Source organism: Longitalea arenae, from assembly GCF_016924755.1.
Taxonomy (GTDB): domain Bacteria; phylum Bacteroidota; class Bacteroidia; order Chitinophagales; family Chitinophagaceae; genus Niastella; species Niastella arenae.
Genome location: NZ_JAFFJX010000003.1, coordinates 377464 through 399484 on the forward strand (window position 1 = coordinate 377464; position 22021 = coordinate 399484).

14 protein-coding genes are annotated in these 22021 nt (G+C 47.1%); 6 read left to right on the forward strand and 8 right to left on the reverse strand.

From position 1 onward, the window contains the following. Positions 1–444, reverse strand: a complete 444-nt coding sequence (locus tag JT717_RS10220) for a MaoC family dehydratase (RefSeq protein WP_205510107.1) — start codon at positions 442–444, stop codon at positions 1–3. A gap of 880 nt (positions 445–1324) precedes the next feature. Here JT717_RS10220 and JT717_RS10225 point away from each other — a divergent pair. Together JT717_RS10225 and JT717_RS10230 are read left to right on the forward strand one after the other, a co-directional pair. Then, positions 1325–2383, forward strand: coding sequence for a phosphotransferase enzyme family protein (locus JT717_RS10225; RefSeq protein ID WP_205510108.1), 1059 nt, complete (start codon positions 1325–1327; stop codon positions 2381–2383). A 1-nt stretch (position 2384) separates the two neighbouring features. Continuing rightward, positions 2385–3692 (forward strand): sugar MFS transporter, encoded by a 1308-nt coding sequence (locus JT717_RS10230; RefSeq protein WP_205510109.1) that lies wholly within the window; start codon positions 2385–2387, stop codon positions 3690–3692. A gap of 264 nt (positions 3693–3956) precedes the next feature. Here JT717_RS10230 and JT717_RS10235 read toward each other — a convergent pair whose 3' ends face one another. The 3 genes from JT717_RS10235 to JT717_RS10245 form a co-directional block, all read right to left on the reverse strand. Next, the gene (locus tag JT717_RS10235; protein ID WP_205510110.1) at positions 3957–6365 is read right to left on the reverse strand and encodes a TonB-dependent receptor; all 2409 of its coding nucleotides are present in this window, start codon (positions 6363–6365) and stop codon (positions 3957–3959) included. Between the two features lie 173 nt (positions 6366–6538). Next, a complete protein-coding gene (locus tag JT717_RS10240; RefSeq protein ID WP_205510111.1) occupies positions 6539–7255 on the reverse strand; it encodes a LytR/AlgR family response regulator transcription factor in 717 nt (238 codons plus the stop codon). After that, positions 7248–8249 (reverse strand): sensor histidine kinase, encoded by a 1002-nt coding sequence (locus tag JT717_RS10245; protein ID WP_205510112.1) that lies wholly within the window; start codon positions 8247–8249, stop codon positions 7248–7250. Before JT717_RS10245 ends, JT717_RS10240 begins: the two co-directional genes overlap by 8 nt. A 592-nt stretch (positions 8250–8841) precedes the next feature. Here JT717_RS10245 and JT717_RS10250 point away from each other — a divergent pair. From JT717_RS10250 to JT717_RS10265, 4 genes are all read left to right on the forward strand, one after another. Further along, the gene (locus JT717_RS10250; protein ID WP_205510113.1) at positions 8842–10551 is read left to right on the forward strand and encodes a ribulokinase; all 1710 of its coding nucleotides are present in this window, start codon (positions 8842–8844) and stop codon (positions 10549–10551) included. Between the two features lie 63 nt (positions 10552–10614). Beyond that, positions 10615–11313: an L-ribulose-5-phosphate 4-epimerase gene (locus JT717_RS10255; protein WP_205510114.1), complete on the forward strand. Its 699-nt coding sequence runs from the start codon at positions 10615–10617 to the stop codon at positions 11311–11313. 131 nt (positions 11314–11444) lie between these two features. Continuing rightward, positions 11445–12944 (forward strand): L-arabinose isomerase, encoded by a 1500-nt coding sequence (gene araA / locus JT717_RS10260; RefSeq protein WP_205510115.1) that lies wholly within the window; start codon positions 11445–11447, stop codon positions 12942–12944. A 113-nt stretch (positions 12945–13057) separates the two neighbouring features. Continuing rightward, on the forward strand, positions 13058–14824 hold the full coding sequence (locus tag JT717_RS10265) for a sodium:solute symporter family transporter (RefSeq protein ID WP_205510116.1): 1767 nt from the start codon (positions 13058–13060) through the stop codon (positions 14822–14824). Between the two features lie 128 nt (positions 14825–14952). Here the strand turns inward: JT717_RS10265 and JT717_RS10270 are convergent, their stop codons facing one another. The 4 genes from JT717_RS10270 to JT717_RS10285 form a co-directional block, all read right to left on the reverse strand. Then, on the reverse strand, positions 14953–16068 hold the full coding sequence (locus JT717_RS10270; protein ID WP_240347957.1) for a glycoside hydrolase family 88/105 protein: 1116 nt from the start codon (positions 16066–16068) through the stop codon (positions 14953–14955). 168 nt (positions 16069–16236) lie between these two features. Further along, positions 16237–19209, reverse strand: coding sequence for an exo-beta-1,4-galactosidase (locus tag JT717_RS10275; protein ID WP_240347959.1), 2973 nt, complete (start codon positions 19207–19209; stop codon positions 16237–16239). Next, the gene (locus JT717_RS10280) at positions 19209–20000 is read right to left on the reverse strand and encodes a rhamnogalacturonan acetylesterase (RefSeq protein ID WP_240347961.1); all 792 of its coding nucleotides are present in this window, start codon (positions 19998–20000) and stop codon (positions 19209–19211) included. Before JT717_RS10280 ends, JT717_RS10275 begins: the two co-directional genes overlap by 1 nt. A 7-nt stretch (positions 20001–20007) precedes the next feature. Next, positions 20008–21894 (reverse strand): rhamnogalacturonan lyase, encoded by a 1887-nt coding sequence (locus JT717_RS10285; RefSeq protein ID WP_205510119.1) that lies wholly within the window; start codon positions 21892–21894, stop codon positions 20008–20010. Positions 21895–22021 lie beyond the last annotated feature (127 nt).

The window sequence follows — 22021 nt, forward strand, 5'->3', positions numbered from 1 at the left end:
CTAACTTTCTTTTTTATTTACCAACAGAATGTGTTCACAGATCATTACCAGTTCGCCGTGTTGGTTAAATACTTCTACCAATTCGGTCACCAGGCCATACCCTGGTTTCTTATGTTCTTTTTTATCAGATATGGTGACAGTGGCTTTGATCGTGTCGCCAATAAAAACAGGCTTAATGAAACGGAGCCTGTCGTACCCATAGGTCATGGACACTTCGTTAATAACATGTGCTGTTAATCCAACGGCAATGGTAAAGATGAGGGTACCGTGGGCGATGCGCTTTTTAAAGGGTTGGGTCTTACACCATTCTTCATCCATATGATGGGGGAAGAAATCGCCGGACTGGCCTGCATGAATAACGATATCTGTTTCGGTGACCGTGCGTCCGCCGGTTGACCGTTTTTCGTTCAGTTCAAATTCTTCAAAATATTTAGTAATACCCATACAGGATGTAGAAAATTATCTTATATCTTTTACCAGGTTTAGAATATCAGGCTAATGGATGGCGTAGTGCCATTATAAATATATAACGCAGGCTGGTGAAAAGGCTGATGTGGCCACGTGCAGATGTAGAAAATGAATCCATTTTTTTCATAAGCAACTATTTTTCAATCGTAATAGATCTCAGGCGTTAAACAACCAGAATACCATTGGATGCCTGTTAAGAACTGATGATTTATCACATTCGGAGTTGATGGAAAGACGTGCCACGTCAGTTTTTGAGACAGTCGCTTTTGAGAGCTTCAGGTAATTGTTAACTGGCCTTTGTCGTCGTTTGTAGATACAATAACAATGTAGGCACAACGTGGCACGCCTCGTCCTTGCTGCTTTTGCTAAATAACCAACACTGAACGCTTTAAAGTGGAAAGCTACACAAATTAGCCAGGGGCGTCAATGTCAGGTTTAACTGAAATGATGGAATATTTTACTAAATAATATCAGCTGACAGGTAACAGCTAAAGCACTTTGAGGCGAAAGCCCTTCATATCTTACTAAAACAGGCACCGGTTACCGGTTACAGGTTTCAGGTTACAGGTTACAGGGTACAGGGTACAGGGTTACAGGGTCAAGGGTACCGAGGAAGAATAATTGATTAGCGGCCAATGCAGGAAGTTTAATAATGCAAGCCGTGCCGAATAAAAAGAACCACAAACAACAAACAACAAACCACAAACCCCTTAAAGACGACTCCGATCCCGAATAAAAGAACCATAAACCAAAAACCATAAACCATAAACGCATAAAAAATGAAACAACCGTTTGCGTGTTCCTTTTCCGAATGAAGGCTGTAAGTTTGAAAAAACCACGATTCAACAGACGATCCATGTTCAATAATATTTTAACCCGGTATGGCCTCAACCCTGATCTTTATACGATACAACCATTTGGCAGCGGCCTGATCAACCACACCTGGAAGATCAGCAAACCGGATGGCCGGCCCTGTTATATTCTGCAAAAGATCAATACTGCCGTATTTAAAGAGCCCGAAGCGATTGCCGCCAATATCGAACGCCTGGGCAGCTATTTACAAGCGCATGCACCAGCTTATCTTTTCGCGGGGGCACTGCCAACGGCTGCCGGTGAATACCTGTGCCGGAACGAAAAAAATGAGTATTTCCGGCTTTTCCCATTCATACCCCGGTCGCATTCCATAGATATGGTGAATAGCCCTGAGCAGGCTTTTGAAGCAGCCCGCCAGTTCGCCCGCTTTACCAACCTGTTGAGCGGGTTCGATGCCAGCCTTTTACAGATCACCATACCCCAATTCCATGACCTGTCATTGCGGTACCAGCAGTTTCTTACCGCCCTGGCGCAGGGAAATCCTTTTCGCATCGAGGACGCTGCCGGACTGATCACCTATTTACAAGACCAGCAACACCTGGTTGAAACCTATGAGCGCATTAAAAAAGATCCGGGCTTTACCCTGCGGGTGATTCACCACGACACGAAGATCAGCAATGTGCTGTTTGATGAACATGATAAAGGTTTATGTGTGATAGATCTCGACACGGTAATGCCAGGTTATTTCATCAGCGATGTAGGCGACATGATGCGTACCTATTTATCGCCCGCCAATGAAGAAGAAAAGGATTTCCAGCAAATAAGCGTCCGGGATGAATTCTTTAGCGCCATTGCCAAAGGCTACCTGGGTGAAATGCAGCATGTTTTAAGTGCTGCCGAAAAAAAGCACTTTGTATATGCCGGCCAGTTCATGATCTATATGCAGGCTTTGCGTTTTTTAACAGATCATCTCAACAATGATGTATATTACGGCGCCCGCTACGATGGACATAACTTTATAAGGGCACAAAACCAGGCAGTGCTGCTGCAACAGTACACTGCGAAGGAAGAATTGTTTAACGAAATTATTTCAACCATTTAACATGACTACTGCTAAAACGCTGGTTGTTCCCATGAATGCCCGGCGCACCAACACAACAGCGATTTTCATCATCGGTTTTCTGTTCTTTATCTTTGGCTTCATTACCTGGTTGAACGGCAGCCTCATCCAGTTCTTAACACTGGTTTGCCAGCTGGAAAGTGATGTACAGGCCTTCTTTGTGACCTTTGCTTTTTATATGGCCTATTTTTTCCTGGCCATACCATCCTCCGTTATTTTAAAACGCACCGGCTTTAAAAAAGGAATGGCGCTGGGTTTACTGGTCATGGCCATTGGTTCATTGATCTTTATTCCGGCCGCTAAGGAAAGAAGTTTTGGTCTCTTTCTCACCGGCCTGTTTATTCAGGGAATGGGACTGGCGTTGCTGCAAACGGCTTCCAATCCCTATATCAGTATTATCGGGCCTATCGAAAGCGCCGCCCAACGCATCAGCATCATGGGTATTTGTAATAAGATCGCTGGCATCAGCAGCCCCCTGATATTAAGTGCCCTGCTTTTAAAAAATGCCAATAAACTGGAAGAAAATATCAATAAAGCCACGAGTCTTGCTGAAAAGGAAGAGCTATTGAACGCATTATCAGCCCGGGTGATCAATCCTTATATCGTTCTGGCCGTAGTGCTGGCTGTGCTGGCTTTCCTGTTACTGAAGTCACCACTGCCGGAGCCACCGGCTGAAGAAGAAGTGACTACTTCGACCAATGCAGCCACCAATAAAAAAAGCATCTGGGAATTTCCGCATCTGTTATTGGGCGCTTTATGTATCTTTTTATATGTGGGGGTTGAGGTAATGGCCGGTGATGCCATTGGGATATATGGTAAAGCCATGGGCATGCCATTAGATGAAACCAAAAAGTTTACTTCCTTTACGCTCGCAGCCATGCTGGTGGGTTATATCATTGGCATATTTACGATCCCAAAGATCATTTCACAGCAAACAGCGCTTAAGTTATCTGCCATCCTGGGAATTGTTTTTTCGGTTGCGGTCTTCCTTACAAGCGGTTATACCGCCATCACTTTTATTGCTTTACTGGGACTGGCGAATGCCCTCATGTGGCCTGCCATCTGGCCCCTGGCCATTGACAAACTGGGCAAATTCACCAAAACAGGTTCTGCCCTGCTTGTTATGGGCATTGCCGGTGGCGCCATAGTTCCCTTAATATATGCATCGCTTAAAAAAGAAGACGGTTTGAACATGCCTAACCACTGGGCCTTCTTCATTTGTATGCTGCCCTGTTATTTGTACATTCTATATTACGCGATCCAGGGGCACAAAGCAGGAAAGAAAATGTGATAATGTGATAATTCGATAATGTGATAATACGATAATGTGATAATGAAATACAAGATGCCACGCTGTTTTGCAAGAGGTGGCATCCTGGTTTATGATCGGCTTTAATCGAAGGGGTCCCAGCTTTCAGGATCATCGTAAGGATCGTACATTGGTAAAAGCTCAAATACCCCGAATCCGTCGATAAGATCGATGAGTATAGAATATAAAAAGTACCGCCACATAGACATCTTGTGCGTTTTTAGCGTTTTGTGTTCAGCATTCCTCCTACCATTGGATCTTATACATTATATCGGGAAAAAAGCCGATCTGGTTTACGGTACCTACCTGCTTCTGTACGGGGTTGTACCGGCGGATAAACACATTATCACGATTGGTCACATTTTGCAGATCGAGATAGAATGTTTGTGATAAGCGCCGTTTGCCGCTGTTCAACCGGAAACCAAAACGGGTATCGAGGCGGAAATAAGCATCGAATTGCTCTGTATTGTAACGGGTCTCATCCAGCTTTTCGGTGCCTGCTCGGTCAGAGGCGGCCAGGTCGATCGGCGTATAATAGCGGCCACCGGAATAGGCCATCTTGATATCAACGGTAAACATATTGCGGCCGCTGTTGCCAAGTTTCCATTCTTTACCGGCCAGCACGTTCAATACATTATTGTTGTTGAAAGTTGAATTGCGTTCGATACCATCACTGCCTTTGTATTTACTATCGAACAAAGAGGCAGTAGTAAGCAGGTAATAGCCTTTGCTGAAGAATTTCTCCAGGGTGAGCTCAACGCCTCTATTGAAGCCTGTACCATTATTCACCAAGCCGGCCTTTTCGGGGAAGGTATAATCAGCGCCACTGTTCAGAATAGAAAATCCGCTGGCTGTTCTTTCAACAGGAGCATCAAAAATATCCTGGTAATAAACTTCTGCTTTCAGCCGCCAATCCTTCGCAAAAGCCCAGTCGTATCCCAAAATGTAATGATGCGCTTTGGTAAAACCAAGATCCCGGTTACCCTGATCAAAACTACCGTCTGGCAGTTGTTGCTGGTAGAGGTAAACCGGCTGGGGTTGTAACTGGCTGTGCAGGCCATAACTTGCCGTAACTGTCTTTGTATTATCCAGCGCATAACTTAGCGAAGCACGGGGTTCAACAGCCGAGCTTTCATTAAAAGTATAATACATGCCATGCAGTCCGGCATTGAGCGAAAGCTTTTCTGTAAACCGGTATTTACCCTGCACGTAAGGCTGCAACAGCCAGGAACTGCCGTCGTAATCGCGAATGACTTCCCAGTCGGGACGGCCGTCACGGGTACGCTGATAAGTATCCAGGCCATTCTGCTCGGCCAAAAATCCGCCCCGCATGGTGAATCTTGCATTCAGCTTAGCATTCATATAGGTTGAAAAACGCAGGCCGGTATTCGCTGTTTCCTGGTGGGCATGGTATTGCCGCTCCTGCAGGGAATCGTAATATTTGTATATATCGCCTTCGTTGCTGGTGTATGAATATGACAGCACCGAACGGATATAGGAATTGCGGCCCACATCGATGGTATGTTTAACACCTATTATGCCTATACGGGATTTAAAATAAGTATCCTCATCTTTATTGGCAAACATATCTGTACTATCGAGGTCGGCGCCAATGAAATCAATATTACTGGTGCCGCCCATACCAAAGACGCCAAACTTACCCAGTTTTGAATGCGCAAAGTTCAAATGGAAGATCAGATCCTGGTATTTGGGAACTGCTTCAGTGCCGAAACTGAGTCCAACCGACTGCGCCAGTTGCGCAAATGAATAGCGGTAACCGATCAGGAAGGAAGAACCGTTCTTATTTTTACTTAACGGCCCTTCGATCATGGCTTCCAGTCCACTAAAGGCATTTAATTGCAGGGTCTTTTCTACTTTATCTTTATTCCCGGGCCGCAACGACAGATCGAACACGGCACCGCTGGCATTGCCATATTCCGCCGGAAAAGCGCCGGTATAAAAATCGGAGTTCTTCAAAGCATTTGTGTTCAGTGCACTCACCGGGCCACCCGTGGTACCCAGGGTTGAAAAGTGATTGGGATTGGGAATAGGGATCCCTTCCATTCGCCATAAGACGGCCGCCGGTGAATTGCCGCGCACCACAATGTCATTGCGTGAGTCGTTGGTGGAAGAGACGCCGGCAAAATTACTGGCCAGGCGGGCAGGGTCGTTACGGCCGCCTGCATAACGGGTCACTTCATCCATACTGAAGGAACGGGCGCTGCTGCCTGCAAATTCATTCAGGGCCATGCCTTTGCGGGCGCGTGGTGCAGATACCGTTACTTCGTTCAGGGCATGGATGGATTCTTCCAGCGACACATCGAGCATTACCTGCTTACCGACCGTCACCAACACTTCTGGAATGGAAACGGGCTTGTAACCAACGGAAGAAAAAGAGATCCGCTGGCGGCCTACCGGCACATTGGCCAATGTATAATTTCCTGTGGAGTCGGTAGTAACGCCAATGGTCATACCTGCTACCGTTACACTAACACCTGCCAGCGGCTTTTCTGAAGCTTTGTCAACAACAGTACCTTTTACGGTCTGCGTATGGTGCTGGGCATGCAGGCGAAGCGTGGCGAAAGAACATATCAACAACCAGGCTGGCATGAACCTGGCTGGCTTGCGAATGAGCGCGAAAAGATTGAATAGCATAAGTGGGATATTACTTTATATCCCAAAAATGGTGGATAGCCGAGGCCCGGAAAAGCGAAGTAGGTCTGTTCAGCAATTATTTCGACATGAGGGCAAAATTTGTAGATGAGAGGATTATTAGTTATTCAGTTATTTAAAGCTCATGACTGTATTTAACTTAATAACTTACGAACTTAAAGCTTGTGACTTATTGCCTTAACTAACTCCTCCTTATAAAAATCACTGACGGGAATAATATGATGATTGATATATACGCGGTTCTTGCGGATGAAGGAAATTTTATCAATCGCTACCATAAAGGATTTGTGCACGCGCACGAAGCCGGTGCATGGCAGTTTATCGGCCAGGGATTTCAGGGGCAATTTGGTTAGCACCGGTTTATCGTTCTGCTGTAAATGGATCTTGATATAATCCCTTAACGATTCAATATGGGTGATCTCCGCAACGGCGATCTTTACCAGGCTGTATTCTACATTTACAAAAAAATAATCATTGGCGGGAGGCGCAACAGGGGCCGGAATACCCTGCTTTTTCAAGGTACAGAAATCAGCCGCTTTATTTACCGCCCGCAAAAAACGTTCAAAGGTCACAGGTTTTACCAGGTAGTCGAGCACATCGAGCTCAAAGCCTTCCAATGCATATTTCTTGAATGCGGTTATGAAGATGACCACCGGTTTATAGGTAAGCGATTGCAGGAACTGGGTGCCGGTAACTCCGGGCATCTGAATATCGAGGAAAATAAGATCGATCTGTTCGCGCCGCAATACATCCATAGCCTCGTACGCGTTCTTGCAACGCTGTACCAGGTGCAGGAAGGGAATACGTTTGATATTATCTTCCAGCAGATCGAGCGACAGTACTTCATCATCAACAGCCAGGCATTTAATCATGCGTTAGAATTTTAAGGGAGGCATGGAACCATTGACCATCTTTTTGCGCAGCCAACTGGTGTTTACCCGGATACAGGATCTTCAACCGCCGTTCAAGATTGGTTAGTCCAATGCCCTTGGTCTTATCGGCCACCTGCGCCGTATAAGGAATGGTTTTGTTGCTGACGGATAAAGTCACTTCTTTCTCCGTAGCCGCCAGCTTTATATTGATCTCCGGGTCATCGGCTACATTCACCCCATGCTTAAAGGCATTTTCAATAAGCGGTATCAGCAGCATCGGTTCAATAATATGCGTATAATTTCCGGGCTGCACCATAAAGAAGATCTTCACCGAATCGCCAAAACGCATTGTTTGCAGATCGATATAACTTCGGATATATTCCACCTCCTTATGCAGGCTCACTTTTTCTTCATCGGAATCATATAGCATATAATGCATGAGGTTCGACATTTTTAACAACGCAGGCTCCAGCAGGTCTGATTTTTTCCGCGCCAGTGATACCATGCTGTTCAGTGCATTGAACATAAAATGCGGACTAACCTGCGATCGTAGAAAAGACAGCTCCATGGTGAGGGTCTCCTGTTGCAAACGTTCATTGCGGATCACATCCACTATGAACCGGTAACTGGTGGCCGTACCCATTACAAACAAGCCTATAAAAACTTTTACCACAATGCCCGCATAGATGGCATACATAGGCATTTCTCCAGAAACAACCAGAATACAACCTGGCACCAGGGAAAATAAAAAACTAAGACCCAGGATCGCCAGAATGTAGGTGGCAACACGTTTCTTTAACAATAAGCGCGGATACAGCCCGTATGCACTAAAATAGAAACCGGCGGTTTGCAGTCCGGTAAAAATGATCGTATGCCATTGCAGGTAATTGGGTTTGTTAGTGTCCTTCAGGGGCATGATGAAAATGGGCACTACAATGATCAATGCGGTGCACAAAATATGCAGGAGAATATTAACCAGTTTTCCAGACTTCATACGATAATTCAGGCACGAATGTAATTTTTTTACCGGTACCCGCCTTTTGGGAATGACAACCGGGCCTTTTTTGGCGGCAAACGGCCGGATTTTGTCGATGCCCCTGCCCCCAAAAGGGAGCTCAAAGGCGCAAGGTTAAAGGCCATTGACCATTCACTATTCACCATTGACCATTCACCATTAAGCATTCACTGTTGATCCGCACCCGGTTAACCTTTTGACCTTTATCAGGTTTTCAACAGTCAACTCGCCAACCGGCCTCAGTTTCTCAGCCTTATCTACTTTACTTATAATACGTTAGATACAGCTCTCCCCACCCCCTACCCTTTGTATTCCCGGCACTGATTAGCCCTGTCTTTACTTTATGTAGGCTGCGACGCTAAAGTCGTTAGCTTCCCATACCTTGCCTACCCGTTTACCCCGATTTATTTGTATTCCTGACATAAGTAATTTTTGAGAATTCATAGTTTAAGTGTTATTTTGACACAAAACAGGCATGAAGGGCAATTCACACTGTATCTTTGTAACCGAAACCCGAACTTTGCCCGGATCGGAATCTCAATAAAAACACCTATTTGTTTTAGTTGCCGATATGAAAAAAGAAAATTATGTAATAGGGGTTGACTATGGCACTGATTCAGTGCGGTCAATCATCGCCAACGCTGCCAATGGGCAGGAAGTTGCATCAGCAGTATTCTACTACCCCCGCTGGAAAGATGGTTTGTATTGTGACCCGGCCGTTAACCAGTTCAGGCAGCACCCGCTCGACTACCTGGAAGGACTGGAGCAAACCATTACCCGGTGTTTACTGCAGGCAGGCCCTTCAGTAACAGCCAACATCAGGGCTATTTCGGTAGATACAACAGGTTCTACCCCTGTAGCCGTTGATGAAACCGGCACTCCCCTGGCCCTCTTGCCCAGGTTTGAAAAAAATCCCAATGCCATGTTCGTGCTGTGGAAAGACCACACGTCGGTTCGCGAAGCAGCCGAGATCAACGCGCATGCAGAAAAGTATGACACCAACTACCTGCAATATGTAGGTGGAATCTACTCGTCGGAGTGGTTCTGGGCAAAACTCTTGCATGTTTTGCGGGAAGACAAGGAAGTGCGCGCTGCCTGCCACTCCTGGGTAGAACATTGCGACTGGATCCCCTTCGTGCTCACCGGTGGCAAACAGGCTTCCGCTATGAAACGCGGCGTATGCTCTGCCGGTCATAAAGCACTTTGGGCAGCCGAATTCGGCGGCCTTCCGCCTAATTCATTTTTCGCCGAACTGGATCCCTTATTGAACGGATTTACCAACAGGCTTTTCACAAACACCTATACCTCTGACCAGGCGGCCGGCACCCTGAGCAAGGAATGGGCCGATAAACTGGGGCTTTCTACCGACGTCGTGATCGGCGTTGGCGCATTTGACGCCCATATGGGCGCCGTAGGCGGACAAATTGAACCTTACCACCTGAGTAAGGTAATGGGAACTTCTACCTGCGATATGCTGGTAGCCCCCCTGCAGGAAGTGGAAGGCAAACTGGTAAAAGGCATTTGCGGACAGGTACCCGGTTCGGTAATACCCGGTATGATGGGACTGGAAGCCGGGCAAAGCGCCTTCGGTGATGCATATGCCTGGTTCAAACAGGTACTGGCCTGGCCCCTGCAACATGTATTAGGACAATCTACCATCATCAATACAGAAACTGCCAAAGCCATCATCGATGAAACAGCCGATAAGCTGATTCCTGAGCTGAGCAAACAGGCGGCCCAGATCCCGGTCGATGAGAACAGCGAACTGGCGGTTGACTGGTTCAATGGCCGTCGTACCCCCGACGCCAACCAGGAACTGAAGGGCGCCATTACCGGCCTGAACCTCGGCAGTGATGCGCCCCGGATTTTCCGGGCGATCGTTGAAGCTACCTGCTTTGGCGCCAAAGCCATTGTAGACCGTTTCAACCAGGAAGGGGTACCCGTAAAAGGGTTGATCGGCCTGGGCGGTGTGGCGAAAAAATCGCCCTTCATTATGCAAATGATGGCCGACGTTATGAATATGCCTATCCGCATTCATAAGTCAGAACAAACCTGTGCCCTGGGCGCTGCGATGTTTGCCGCAACAGCAGCAGGCATTTATAATAAAGTGGAAGATGCCATGAATGCCATGGGACAGGGTTTCGATGCTACTTATTATCCCGATAAAACCAGGGTAGCCCTGTATCAGCAGCGTTATAAGAAATATCATCAGTTGGGTGGAAACATTGAACGCGCCACAAAAGAAAAAGGATCGGTTTCCGATAAAGTATTATCAAACTAAAATGGGTTACCAGTTGCCAGTTACCGGTAACCGGTAACTGGTGACCAGTAACGCTTTACTATCATGAGTAAATATCAACATATTCAGGAGGCCTGTTACAAAGCGAATATGCAACTACCAGAACTCAATCTGGTATTATTCACATTTGGTAATGTAAGTGTAGCCGACAGAAGTCTCGGCGTTTTCGCCATTAAACCAAGTGGTGTTCCGTATAAAAACCTCAGCCCCGAAAAAATGGTGATCGTTGATTTCGATGGCAAGATCATCAGCGGCGACCTGCGTCCTTCGAGCGATACCAAAACACATGCTGTCTTATATAAGGAATGGCAAAAGATCGGCGCCATTGTGCATACCCACAGTACATATGCTACTGCCTGGGCACAGGCGCAGCGCGATATTCCCATTTTCGGCACTACCCATGCCGATCATAATACCGTAGATATTCCCTGCGCCCCCCCGATGAGCGATGAAATGATCAAAGGCAATTATGAGTTTCAGACCGGTTACCAGATCATCAATTGTTTTAATGAAAGGAAATTATCGTACGAGGAGGTTGAAATGATCCTGGTAGGTAACCACGCCCCCTTTGCCTGGGGAAAGAATGGCGACAAAGCCGTTTATAACGCCGCCGTACTGGAAGAAGTAGCCCGCATGGCCTACCTCACCGAACAGATCAACCCGCAGGCACCGCGGCTGAAAGACGCCCTGATCGATAAACACTGGCAGCGCAAACACGGCAAGGATGCGTATTACGGACAGTAACAAATGTGATAATGTGATGATTTGATAATGTGATAATGAAATACGGTCAATAGCTGTTACATTATCGAATTATTGAACTATCAATTATCGAACTATCAAAATATCGAATTATCAAATTATCAAATTAACATATGGAAGATTTGAAAAAACTGGAAGTCTGGTTTGTAACAGGTAGTCAACACCTGTATGGCGAAGAAACCTTGAAACAGGTCGCCGAACACTCAACACAGATCGCAAAATTCATAGATAAAGATCCCGTAATACCGGTACGGGTCGTATTCAAACCGGTGGTTAAATCTCCCGAAGAAATTTACCAGGTTTGCGTGGAAGCCAATACTACGCCGACCTGTATTGGTATCATCGCCTGGATGCACACCTTCTCCCCCGCCAAAATGTGGATCGGAGGCTTAAAAGTGTTGCAGAAGCCTTTATTACACCTGCATACCCAGTTTAACCGCGATATCCCCTGGAGCAGCATCGATATGGACTTCATGAACCTGAACCAGAGCGCTCATGGCGACCGCGAGTTTGGCTTCATGGTAAGCCGGATGCGTTTGAACAGAAAAGTAGTGGTAGGGCACTGGCAGGAAAGCCAGGTGATCAAAAGCGTTGAAGTTTGGATGCGCGCCGCCGCCGGCTGGAACGACTGGCAGAACGCCCGCTTCTGCCGCTTTGGCGACAACATGCGCCAGGTAGCCGTTACTGAGGGCGATAAAGTAGAAGCTGAACTGAAATTCGGTTATTCTGTAAACGGTTATGGGATTGGCGACCTGGTGAAAATGATCAATGATGTATCTGACAGCGCCGTTGCACAAACAGTTGCTGAATACGAAGAAATATATACCGTACAGGCGCCGCTGCGCAAAGGCGGCGACCGCCACAGCGCATTGCGTGATGCTGCTAAGATCGAGATCGGCATGCGCAACTTCCTGAAAGCCGGCAATTTCAAAGGTTTCACTGACACTTTTGAAGACCTGCACGGCATGGTACAATTACCGGGTATCGCTTCTCAACGCCTGATGGCGGAAGGATACGGTTTTGGCGGCGAAGGCGACTGGAAAACATCCGCCCTGGTGCGCGCCATGAAAGTCATGGCAACCGGCCTCAAAGGTGGTAACTCATTCATGGAAGATTATACCTACCATTTCGACCCCAATAACCAACTGGTGCTGGGTTCGCACATGCTGGAGATCTGTCCTTCTATTGCCAATGACAAACCTGCCGTGGAAATTCACCCGCTGGGCATTGGCGGTAAAGCCGATCCCGTGCGCCTGGTGTTCAATGCAGGTTCCGGTCCGGCCCTGAACGCTTCCATCGTAGATATGGGCAACCGTTTCCGCCTGATCGTAAATGAAGTGGTAGCGGTTGATCCGATCGAGAGCCTGCCAAAACTGCCCGTAGCCCGGGTATTATGGAAGCCCTACCCCGACATGAAAACCGGTTGTGCAGCGTGGATCCTGGCCGGTGGTGCTCACCATACCGGTTACAGCCAGAACCTGACTGCCGAACATATGGAAGATTTTGCAGAAATGGCGGGCGTAGAGTTCGTATTGATCGGCAAAAACAGCAATCTGTACGATCTTAAGAATCAATTGAGATGGAATGATATGTATTATCGTCATTCTATTTAAAAAATAATCCACATATTGCAGCCGCTTTTGGCCGTGCCACGGGTAAACCGTGGCACGGTTACGTAAATAATAACAACCAACATTCATTCTTTAAAAAACTTTTGCAGCCCGCTATGAATACGCTTGCGTCAATTGACTATGTCATTTTTGTTCTTTACTTCATCCTGGTGGCCAGTTACGGATACTACGTTTATAGAAAAAGAAAGACCCAGGAACATGACTCAAAAGCTTTCTTCCTGGCCGAAGGGTCATTAACCTGGTGGGCCATTGGCGCATCCCTGATCGCTTCCAATATTTCTGCTGAACAGTTCATTGGGATGAGTGGTGAGGGATTTTTTGTAGGCACGGCGGTAGCCGCCTACGAGTGGATCGCTGCCGTTGCGCTTATCATCATCGCCGTATGGTTTATGCCGGTGTATCTGAAGAACCACATTTACACCATGCCACAGTTCCTGAAAACACGTTACAATGATACCGTGGCATTGATCATGGCGATCTTCTGGTTATTCCTTTACATCCTCGTTAACCTCACTTCTATTCTTTATCTGGGCGCTACCGCTATCACCGGCCTGGTAGGCACTGCCACGGCAGGTACCCCGGAATTTCAAAATATTTTACATATCATTATGATCGGGCTGGCGGTTTTTGCGCTGGTGATCACATTGGGCGGTATGAAGGTGATCGGTTATACCGACGTTATTCAGGTGGCCGTTCTGATCGTAGGTGGCTTGGCCACGACTTACCTGGCCCTGACAGTTGTTAGCGAACAATTCGGCTTGGGTAAAAACGCTATCGCTGGTTTTAAAGCGCTGATGCAGGATTCGCCCGAACATTTCAAAATGATCCTACCCAAACCGGCGGCTACAACAGCTACCATCAATGATCCGCATAACCTTGACATTCAGAAATATGTGGTGTTACCTGGTATTGCTATGTATTTCGCCGGCCAGTGGATCGTGAACCTCAATTACTGGGGTTGCAACCAGTACATCACCCAACGCGCATTAGGCGCCGATCTGAAGACAGCCCGTACCGGCCTTATCTTTGCCGGTCTGCTGAAATTGATGATGCCGGTAATCGTAATGCTGCCTGGTATCGCGGCTTATGTATTGCACAAACATAATGCCCTGCCTAACTTTAATGGCGTAAAAGACGGCGCTTATTCCGCCGTACTGGGCTTTCTGCCATCTGGTTTGAAAGGCTTGTCAATCGCTGCGCTTACCGCCGCCATCGTTGCTTCCCTGGCTGGCAAGGCAAACAGTATCTCAACTATTTTCACGCTCGACATCTATCAAAAATATTTTGGCAAACAAGCGGATGAAAAGAAACTTGTGATCATGGGCCGTTACACTGTAGTGGCAGCAATGATCCTGGCCATCATCTTTACCTGGGACGACCTGCTGGGTATTGGCGGTGAAGGTGGATTTACCTTCATTCAGAAATACACCGGTTTCATTAGTCCGGGTGTATTTGCCATGTTCCTCCTGGGTATGTTCTGGAAACGCACCACCGGTACCGCTGCTATAGTCGGTGTTATCCTTGGTTTTGTACTCGCTATCTTCTTCAATAACTATGCAGTGAGCATTTTCGGCAAAGAGACCTGGCTATACACAGCCTACGAATACCAAAAATGGGCTAAAGATCCAGTAACCGGTAAAAAGATACTGGAAACCGTTGTAGAGATCCCCTTCCTTATTAACATGGGTTGGTCATTCGTGATTACGGTGGCTGCCATGGTTGGTATCAGCATGGCCGGACCTAAAGTAAATCCGAAAGCATTTATAACCGATAAAAGCTTATTGAAACTTGAGCCCCGCACCGTTGCATTGATCGTAGTTACATTAATGTTACTGGCGGCCCTGTATATCAAGTTCTGGTAGTTGTTACTTCGGTAATGAAAAAAAGTCCGTTGGCTAAGCCAACGGACTTTTTTATTGCTGATTTTTAGATTTCAGGATTGCGATTTGCTCAAATATGGATATGCTGATAAATCCCTGATCTTTACTTCTTACTTCAACTTATACATCTCACTCCCGGCCAATAAGAAACAACCCAGGCCATAATCTTCAAAATCGGGCACCTTGTCATAGGTTACCGGCTGGCCATCCTTGGGCTCTTTACCCGTACCCTGCACATACCCCAGCATACCATCCGGATGAATACAGTCCTTCATCATGGCATCCCAGGCTTTCAGCATAGCCGGTTGGTAAGTGGCTGCATCAATGAGATTGTTGTTAATGCCCCAGGCCATCCCGTAAACGAAAAGAGCGGTTCCGGTGAGCTCTTTACCGCCATAATTGGTAGGATCTGCCAGGCTTACATTCCAGAAACCATCGGTGCGTTGCAGCGGAAGCAGGGCTTTCAGCATGTCTTTATAATCCTGCAGATACTCATTGTAGTGGGGGTCTGTGTTAGGCAGCATCTGCAACGTGCGTACCAATGCAGCTACTACCCAGCCATTTCCGCGGCTCCAATAACAATTAGCGCCATTCGGTTCTTTATACGGGGGATCAAAATCCTTATCCCGCCACCATAATTTTTCCGCGGGATTGTACAAGCCCTTATCACCGTGTTTATATTTGGTGAATGCATACATTTCATACATGCGGCTGAAATAGCTGGTATCGTTGTAGATCACGCCCAGGCGCACAAATACCGGCATTGCCATTTGCAGCGCATCTATCCAGTTCCAGTCATCCACCTTCTCGGTGCCTTTCATCAGGTCGATTGACGCTTTTATGTCTTTGATGCGCTCTTCTTTTTTATCCATCAGGTAGAGGTCAATATAGGTTTGACCGCAACACTGGTTATCGGCATTACGGGTTTGAATACCGTCGCGCAGTCCCCATTTGTGCTTGTTACCCCAATCGATGGCATAATTGAGGTACTTTTTCTTTTTATCGATATCATAAAGAGCCATCAATCCTTCATAGTACACGGCACGGGTCCAGATATTACTGGGCCGTTCCCTGTTCGTTACAATAGTTTTCCCCGGATCCGGCCATTTCTTCATGAAATACTGGTTGGTCAGGCGCATTACCTTCAGGATACTTTTCTTTGAAGGCGCTTTTTGCGCCTGAACGGACGAAGCTAATAACAAAACAGCAGCTAACAACAATTTCATTCTGTGTATCATGATTACTTATTAAGGTATTATTCATTAATGTAGGCAGACAGACGGGTAGGATGCTCTGCCTTGTTCCTGTCAGGTCGTTTTGAATGACTTTTCAGGCCACGACATCACACTGGTAATGCAAGACCCAATGACGCACCCTTCAGGTCTATCCTTTTCTTAATTCACTTTCGGTTTCAGTTCATCCGGACTGTCCTTCGTATATCCATTCCAGGTTTCCCGGGATGGTTGGGTGAACAGCGCCTGTATCGCTGACAATTCCACAGCATGGGCCGGATCAAAATCTTTTGACAACAGATAGTTTATCAGACTGCTTAACAGCTGCGCTGCAGCAGGCCGGTTATTCAAATCAGTTTTAAGGTCAATACTGCATAACAACAGTTTTCCTTTGCCCACTTTTGCTTCCAGCAGCAAAGCCAGTTTACGGCTTATGAACCAGGTATCGATGGGTTGCAAAACCGGACTGAATGATCCGGGAAAGTCTTCAAGGTGCATGACCTGTGCTTTGTTCACTACGTCCCACCACTGCATATCGCTGTGGTTAGTAGCCGGGAACGCTTTAAAAGCAGGATGGTTGGGATCGCAAAAAATACCCAGCGTATGAGGCGGACGCATTTTAAACCAGCTGGTATTCCAGAATACGGGCGTAAAGTAATTTACAACTTCTTTTCCTTTAACGATCTTTCCGGCAGCCTGTAAGAACACGGTACCGCCATTTTCCAAAAATGAAATGGTTTCCTGATCCAGCGTATCGGTGATACGAACCCGGCTTCGATCAATGGCAATATCGGGTTGCGTTGCCGGGAATACCCATAGATCCCAGTCGTTCCCATAGGCGGTTCCTGCAATGGAAAGATCCAGCTTTAGCCGCATTGGCGTTGGTATACCTGATAATGGAACCTCAATATTCCCCACCGGCAAACAGTTCCCAACGGCATAATCCTTTTTATCAAAACTACCTTTCGCGATCACTTTATTGGTGCTGTCTTTGAGCACCCAGTTGATCACTGCATTCTTTAATGCTCCGTTGCCATAATTGAACAGCTCTACCCCGGCTTTTAATTTTTCATTGTTCTTATACACAAATGAAGGCATGCGAACAAGCGGCACCACGGCATTGCAAAAGCGCTTTACCTGCTGCGGCGTTATATAGGGTTTGCTTTGCCATAATGCATTCAACATACCTACCAACGCCGTACCCTGACCAGGAAAATCCTGCAGGCCCAGCAACTGAAAACCGGCAAGCCCTTTGGTACGCATGGCTTTCTCAATTTCATTTTTATAACACAACGCCTGCAATTTGCCACTGGCCATTAAAAATGCCTCCGCCTTATCAGCCATACCATGTTCAGCCAGCTGTTCACGGAACAATTCAAAATTTTTTTCTTTATATACACCGTTGAAGCGATCGATCTCATTAAAGTCGGGAAATGCGCACCACTGCCCCATTTCATGCACGACATAAGGCACATTGAATTTTTGAACAGCCGCATGGTAATCCGAATCACTTTCAGGTTTTGCATTGACCCAGTTCAATCCACGGGCGCCTGCCTTTACCATATATTCATTTTCGGGCACCAGCGGCCAGCTATTGCCTACAGAAGCACCTGTATACGCGCGGCGTTTGTCTTTCGCCTGCCAGTAGTGAATCATATCTGTCAGGTATTTAACCTGGTTCCGGCCGGCAGGTTCATTACCGCCGGGCGCTTCCATACAGAACGATGCATAATTGCCATACCAGTTGGCCATACGATCGGTTTCCTCATACATATATTTATCAACCGGACGGCCGTCACCCAGTGAAGTACCATGGTTCACCCAACCCGGCCCTTCCGGTTGCAGGTAGAATCCTGTTTTATCTGCAGCTTTGAAAGCCGCTTCGGGCGGACACCAGCTGTGAAAACGCATATGGTTCAATCCATGCGCTTTTGCCGTTTTGAATTGTTGTATCCAGCCCGCTTCATCCATGGGCGGAAAGCCGGTCAATGGAAACTCACAATTATTTACAGTGCCCCGTAAAAAAACCGGGCGGCCGTTGATGGTGAAACCAGTGCCCACAATTTTGAATGACCGCATTCCAAATGTTGTTTCTTTTTCCTGCTTGTCGCCATTGGGCGCCTGCAGCAATACTTTCAGTTTATATAACGCGGGGGTAAACTCATCCCATAACTGCATATTGGCCGTCATGGGCAGCGTAAATTTTTGTGTGATGATGGTGTCATTCAAGAGCACCGATCTCGTTACCGGCGGCACAACATGGGGTTTATTCGTATTAAAAGCGGTAGCCGAAAGTGTTAGTTTCGCAGCGCCCGCCTGCGCGCCTTTGATGGCCACCATTACGATCGCCTGCTTGTTGGTCACATCAGGATATACCTGGATCTGGTCTATATGGATCTTCGGCGAGGCCTCCAGCGAGATCTTACCAATGATGCCGTTCCAGTTACCCTGGGTATGATCGGTCAGGCTATGGGAATCGGGGCCTACATTAATGGCTTTAATGCGATTATCGACGCGGATGGTGATCACATGTTTACCCGGTTTCAACAGCGCACTAAGATCATATACATGCGGCGCCACCAGGCTGTTCTGCATACCTGTTTGCTGGCCATCGACCCATACCATGGTCTCTGTATGGCATCGCTCCAGGAATAATTCAATATGCCTGCCGCCGAAAGTGGCGGGCACTGTTACCTCTTTCTGATACCAGGCAGCACCTACATAATACTTATCCGGCGTAAGCCAGAAAGGGAATTTCAAATTGCCGGGCTGGCGGTATTTTTCCATCCGGGGATTGAAATACCAGCTGCTGTCGTAAATACTGCCGGTCCATTTCGTTTGCAAGGTCACTTCATCGCCTTTGCCATTGGTGAGCATGGAACCGGGCAGTTTGATATTATCTTCAAGCTTTTTATTGAACCATTGTTCTTTAATGCCGGCATCCTGGCGATCAACCTGGAAACGCCAGTTGCCAGCCAGGGAAACAGATTGAGCATAAGCGGTATTGAGCAGGCAAAAAATAGCTACCAACAATAAGCTGAAGCGCCTTTCGAAAGGCCGCCCGGTCTGGGTTCGCCGCATAGGCCTGCTGTCAAAACAAAACTCACTCTTATTTAAATTTTCATTTGTCGTCATTACTTCAGGTATTTTTTTAGAGCGCATTTCTTCAGGTCCTTGATACCCTTTACAACCAGGTCGGCGTTCAGGGTAGAGCCTTGTTTATTCGGATGGGTATGATCAACAGGAAAGAAATGTTTTACAGAATCAGCACCCAGTTTATCATACTGATCGGCAATGAGATCATTCAGGGGAATAAAGAACGCTTTGCCCGCTTTGGCTACTTCCGCCGCCCATTTGCCATAAGTGTCACGGGCCCTTTCGGTTTTTCCGTTTTTGAAATTATTCCTGGGTACCGGCGAACATACAATAGGTACCGCACCTTTCGCTTTTGTATCGTAAATATATCTGCGCATATACCAGCCATAGGTATGCACCACTTCATTCATTTTACGAATAGGGTTGTAAATAGCCACGCTATCGTCACCAATCCCTTTTATGGTTCCCCGTGCGCGGGCCGTATCATCGAGCGGACTGGCATCGTTATGTCCGAACTGCATGATCACAAAATCTCCGGGTTTCAACTGTTCAAGAATGCGATCCCAGCGGCCTTCTGTGATAAAGGTGCGGCTGCTTCTGCCGCCAATGGCATGGTTTTGTACACTGATGCGGCTTGTATCAAAACGATCAGCCATAAAGCTGCCCCAGCCCCACATATCTTTTTCCCCTTTTCCACTGCCATTCTTTACCGTGGAGTCACCGATTATATATAAAACAGGCCTGGGAGCTTGCAGTAAAAAAGAAGAAATAAGAATGGCCAATCCGGTCAGGACAAAAGAACTGATCAATCTCCCGTGTTTACTTTTCATACCCATGCTATTTGTTTTTTGCATTGTCATTTTTACGAGGTTCTATAATACTGATCGCTGGCCGGGGTGGTGTATTCATTCCTTCGCCCAGGTAAAAGCCAGGATGCGGAGGTTGATTATACGCTACATTCTGCCAAACAATACTCAGCCTGTATTGCGGGTCCTGCATCAGCGTATAGAATTTATGAGTAGTAGGAATAGTGGTTGAAAAAATGCGTAATTCCTGGTTATCTCTTGTACGGTAAATAAGCTCTTCCCGCCAGTCGCCCAGGAGATCGGCCGATAAACAGGGGTTTGACTTTGTGCCATTGTTATGCTGGCAGTTGTAATCGCGGGCATCGAGCAGTTTATTGGTTACACTATTGGTATAGTCCCATTTGCTTACCACGGTGGCATTCAGGATCTCACTCAATACATCGCCATCCCAGTAGATGCCCATATTGCAGGGCGGGGTTTTATCGGCGATCCTGTTTCCTTTACAATCGAAAAGACCGGTTATGTTGGCGCCTGCTACCCAGCATTCATACCCTTTATAACGGGGATCAATATCCAGAGCCAGCGCACGGCCGGGTCCTTCTCCATCTTCGCCCGCAGCAATGGAAGGTTTTTTCCAAATCACTTCACCGGTCCTTGCATCCCGGAAATTAGCACCGGCATCGCCAAAGCGCTCCTGCGTACCAAATACTTCTATTCCCGGCCTGTCGGGATCAAGATCAGCTACATGCAACGCATCGGCATGACCAATACCGGTGGTGTACAAACCTTTGCCGTCATCATCAACGGTCATTTGTCCGTATACAATTTCATCTTTGCCATCACCGTCCACATCCGCGACGGTCAGGTTATGATTGCCCTGCCCGGCATAGGTTGGATATCCATTTTCCGTATCAAATACCCAGCGTTGGCTGAGCTTATTGTTCTTCCAGTCCCAGGCCGCCAACACGCTGCGGCCATAATAACCGCGGCACATGACCAGGCTTGGGTGAACCCCGTCTAAATACGCTACACAAGCCAGGAAGCGGTCAACCCGGTTGCCATAGTTATCGGTGCGGCCATTACCGCCAGAACCGCCCCAACCGTCTACCCGCCCCCGTGCGGGCACATAATCGGTGGTATACAATGCGGCACCGGTCTTACCATCAAATATGGTGAGGTATTCGGGGCCTTCAATGATCCGGCCCTGACTGTTGCGATAATCTTTTGTTGAATCGCCGATCACTTTGCCCAATCCGTCAATGGAACCGTCAGCGGTTTTCATGGCCAGCTCTGCCCTGCCATCGCCATCGAGATCGTATACCATGAACTGCGTATAATGTGCGCCCTCACGAATATTTTTACCCAGGTTTATCTGCCACAGGAATTTGCCTTCCAGCGTATAAGCCTGGAAGATGGGGGGATCGGTTAGGCCACTATGTGAATTGTCATGCCCTTTTCCGGCCTGGTGCAGAATGATCTCATAGCTGCCATCTCCATCCAGGTCGCCGGTACTGGCGTCGTTGGGTGCATAACCTGCCGGTGTCTTTAAAGGAATGGAAATATAAGCTGGCGCGGCCGCTTTTACGGTATAGGTACGCGCATCTTTCATTTCTTTACCATTTACAAGGGCTGCCACCTGGTAGGTATACGACTTTGCTGAATCTGTTTTTTCATCGAGCCAGGAAGTAACGGCTGTTATAGGTTTCGGATTCAGCCTGGTGGCTTTGCCATTATTTACTGACCGGTAAAGGTTAAAGGAAATATTATCAGCATCTGTTGCCAGCAAGCGCCAGCTGACAAAAATGGCGCCTTTTCCATTGGGCATAGCCACAATGCCCCGGTTGAGGAATTCCATCTGGCGTTGAGAAAAAGTCGCAAGAGGTAATATTAAACCGAGTGCATAGTATAATATTTTCATTGGCATTGTAGTTATCTGTTTCAGGTTCCTGGTTTCAAGGAATAAAATGTCAGGTATTGAAAATCGAAATAAAGCCGTTTAACTTGCAACTTGTAACCTGTAACTGTAATATTTTAACCGCAACGCC

Bases quoted from the DNA above. Each gene is read 5' to 3' on its own strand.
- JT717_RS10220 (WP_205510107.1), bottom strand. From the start codon at position 444: ATGGGTATTACTAAATATTTTGAAGAATTTGAACTGAACGAAAAACGG.
- JT717_RS10225 (WP_205510108.1), top strand. From the start codon at position 1,325: ATGTTCAATAATATTTTAACCCGGTATGGCCTCAACCCTGATCTTTAT.
- JT717_RS10230 (WP_205510109.1), top strand. From the start codon at position 2,385: ATGACTACTGCTAAAACGCTGGTTGTTCCCATGAATGCCCGGCGCACC.
- JT717_RS10235 (WP_205510110.1), bottom strand. From the start codon at position 6,365: ATGCTATTCAATCTTTTCGCGCTCATTCGCAAGCCAGCCAGGTTCATG.
- JT717_RS10240 (WP_205510111.1), bottom strand. From the start codon at position 7,255: ATGATTAAATGCCTGGCTGTTGATGATGAAGTACTGTCGCTCGATCTG.
- JT717_RS10245 (WP_205510112.1), bottom strand. From the start codon at position 8,249: ATGAAGTCTGGAAAACTGGTTAATATTCTCCTGCATATTTTGTGCACC.
- JT717_RS10250 (WP_205510113.1), top strand. From the start codon at position 8,842: ATGAAAAAAGAAAATTATGTAATAGGGGTTGACTATGGCACTGATTCA.
- JT717_RS10255 (WP_205510114.1), top strand. From the start codon at position 10,615: ATGAGTAAATATCAACATATTCAGGAGGCCTGTTACAAAGCGAATATG.
- araA (WP_205510115.1), top strand. From the start codon at position 11,445: ATGGAAGATTTGAAAAAACTGGAAGTCTGGTTTGTAACAGGTAGTCAA.
- JT717_RS10265 (WP_205510116.1), top strand. From the start codon at position 13,058: ATGAATACGCTTGCGTCAATTGACTATGTCATTTTTGTTCTTTACTTC.
- JT717_RS10270 (WP_240347957.1), bottom strand. From the start codon at position 16,068: ATGAAATTGTTGTTAGCTGCTGTTTTGTTATTAGCTTCGTCCGTTCAG.
- JT717_RS10275 (WP_240347959.1), bottom strand. From the start codon at position 19,209: ATGACGACAAATGAAAATTTAAATAAGAGTGAGTTTTGTTTTGACAGC.
- JT717_RS10280 (WP_240347961.1), bottom strand. From the start codon at position 20,000: ATGAAAAGTAAACACGGGAGATTGATCAGTTCTTTTGTCCTGACCGGA.
- JT717_RS10285 (WP_205510119.1), bottom strand. From the start codon at position 21,894: ATGAAAATATTATACTATGCACTCGGTTTAATATTACCTCTTGCGACT.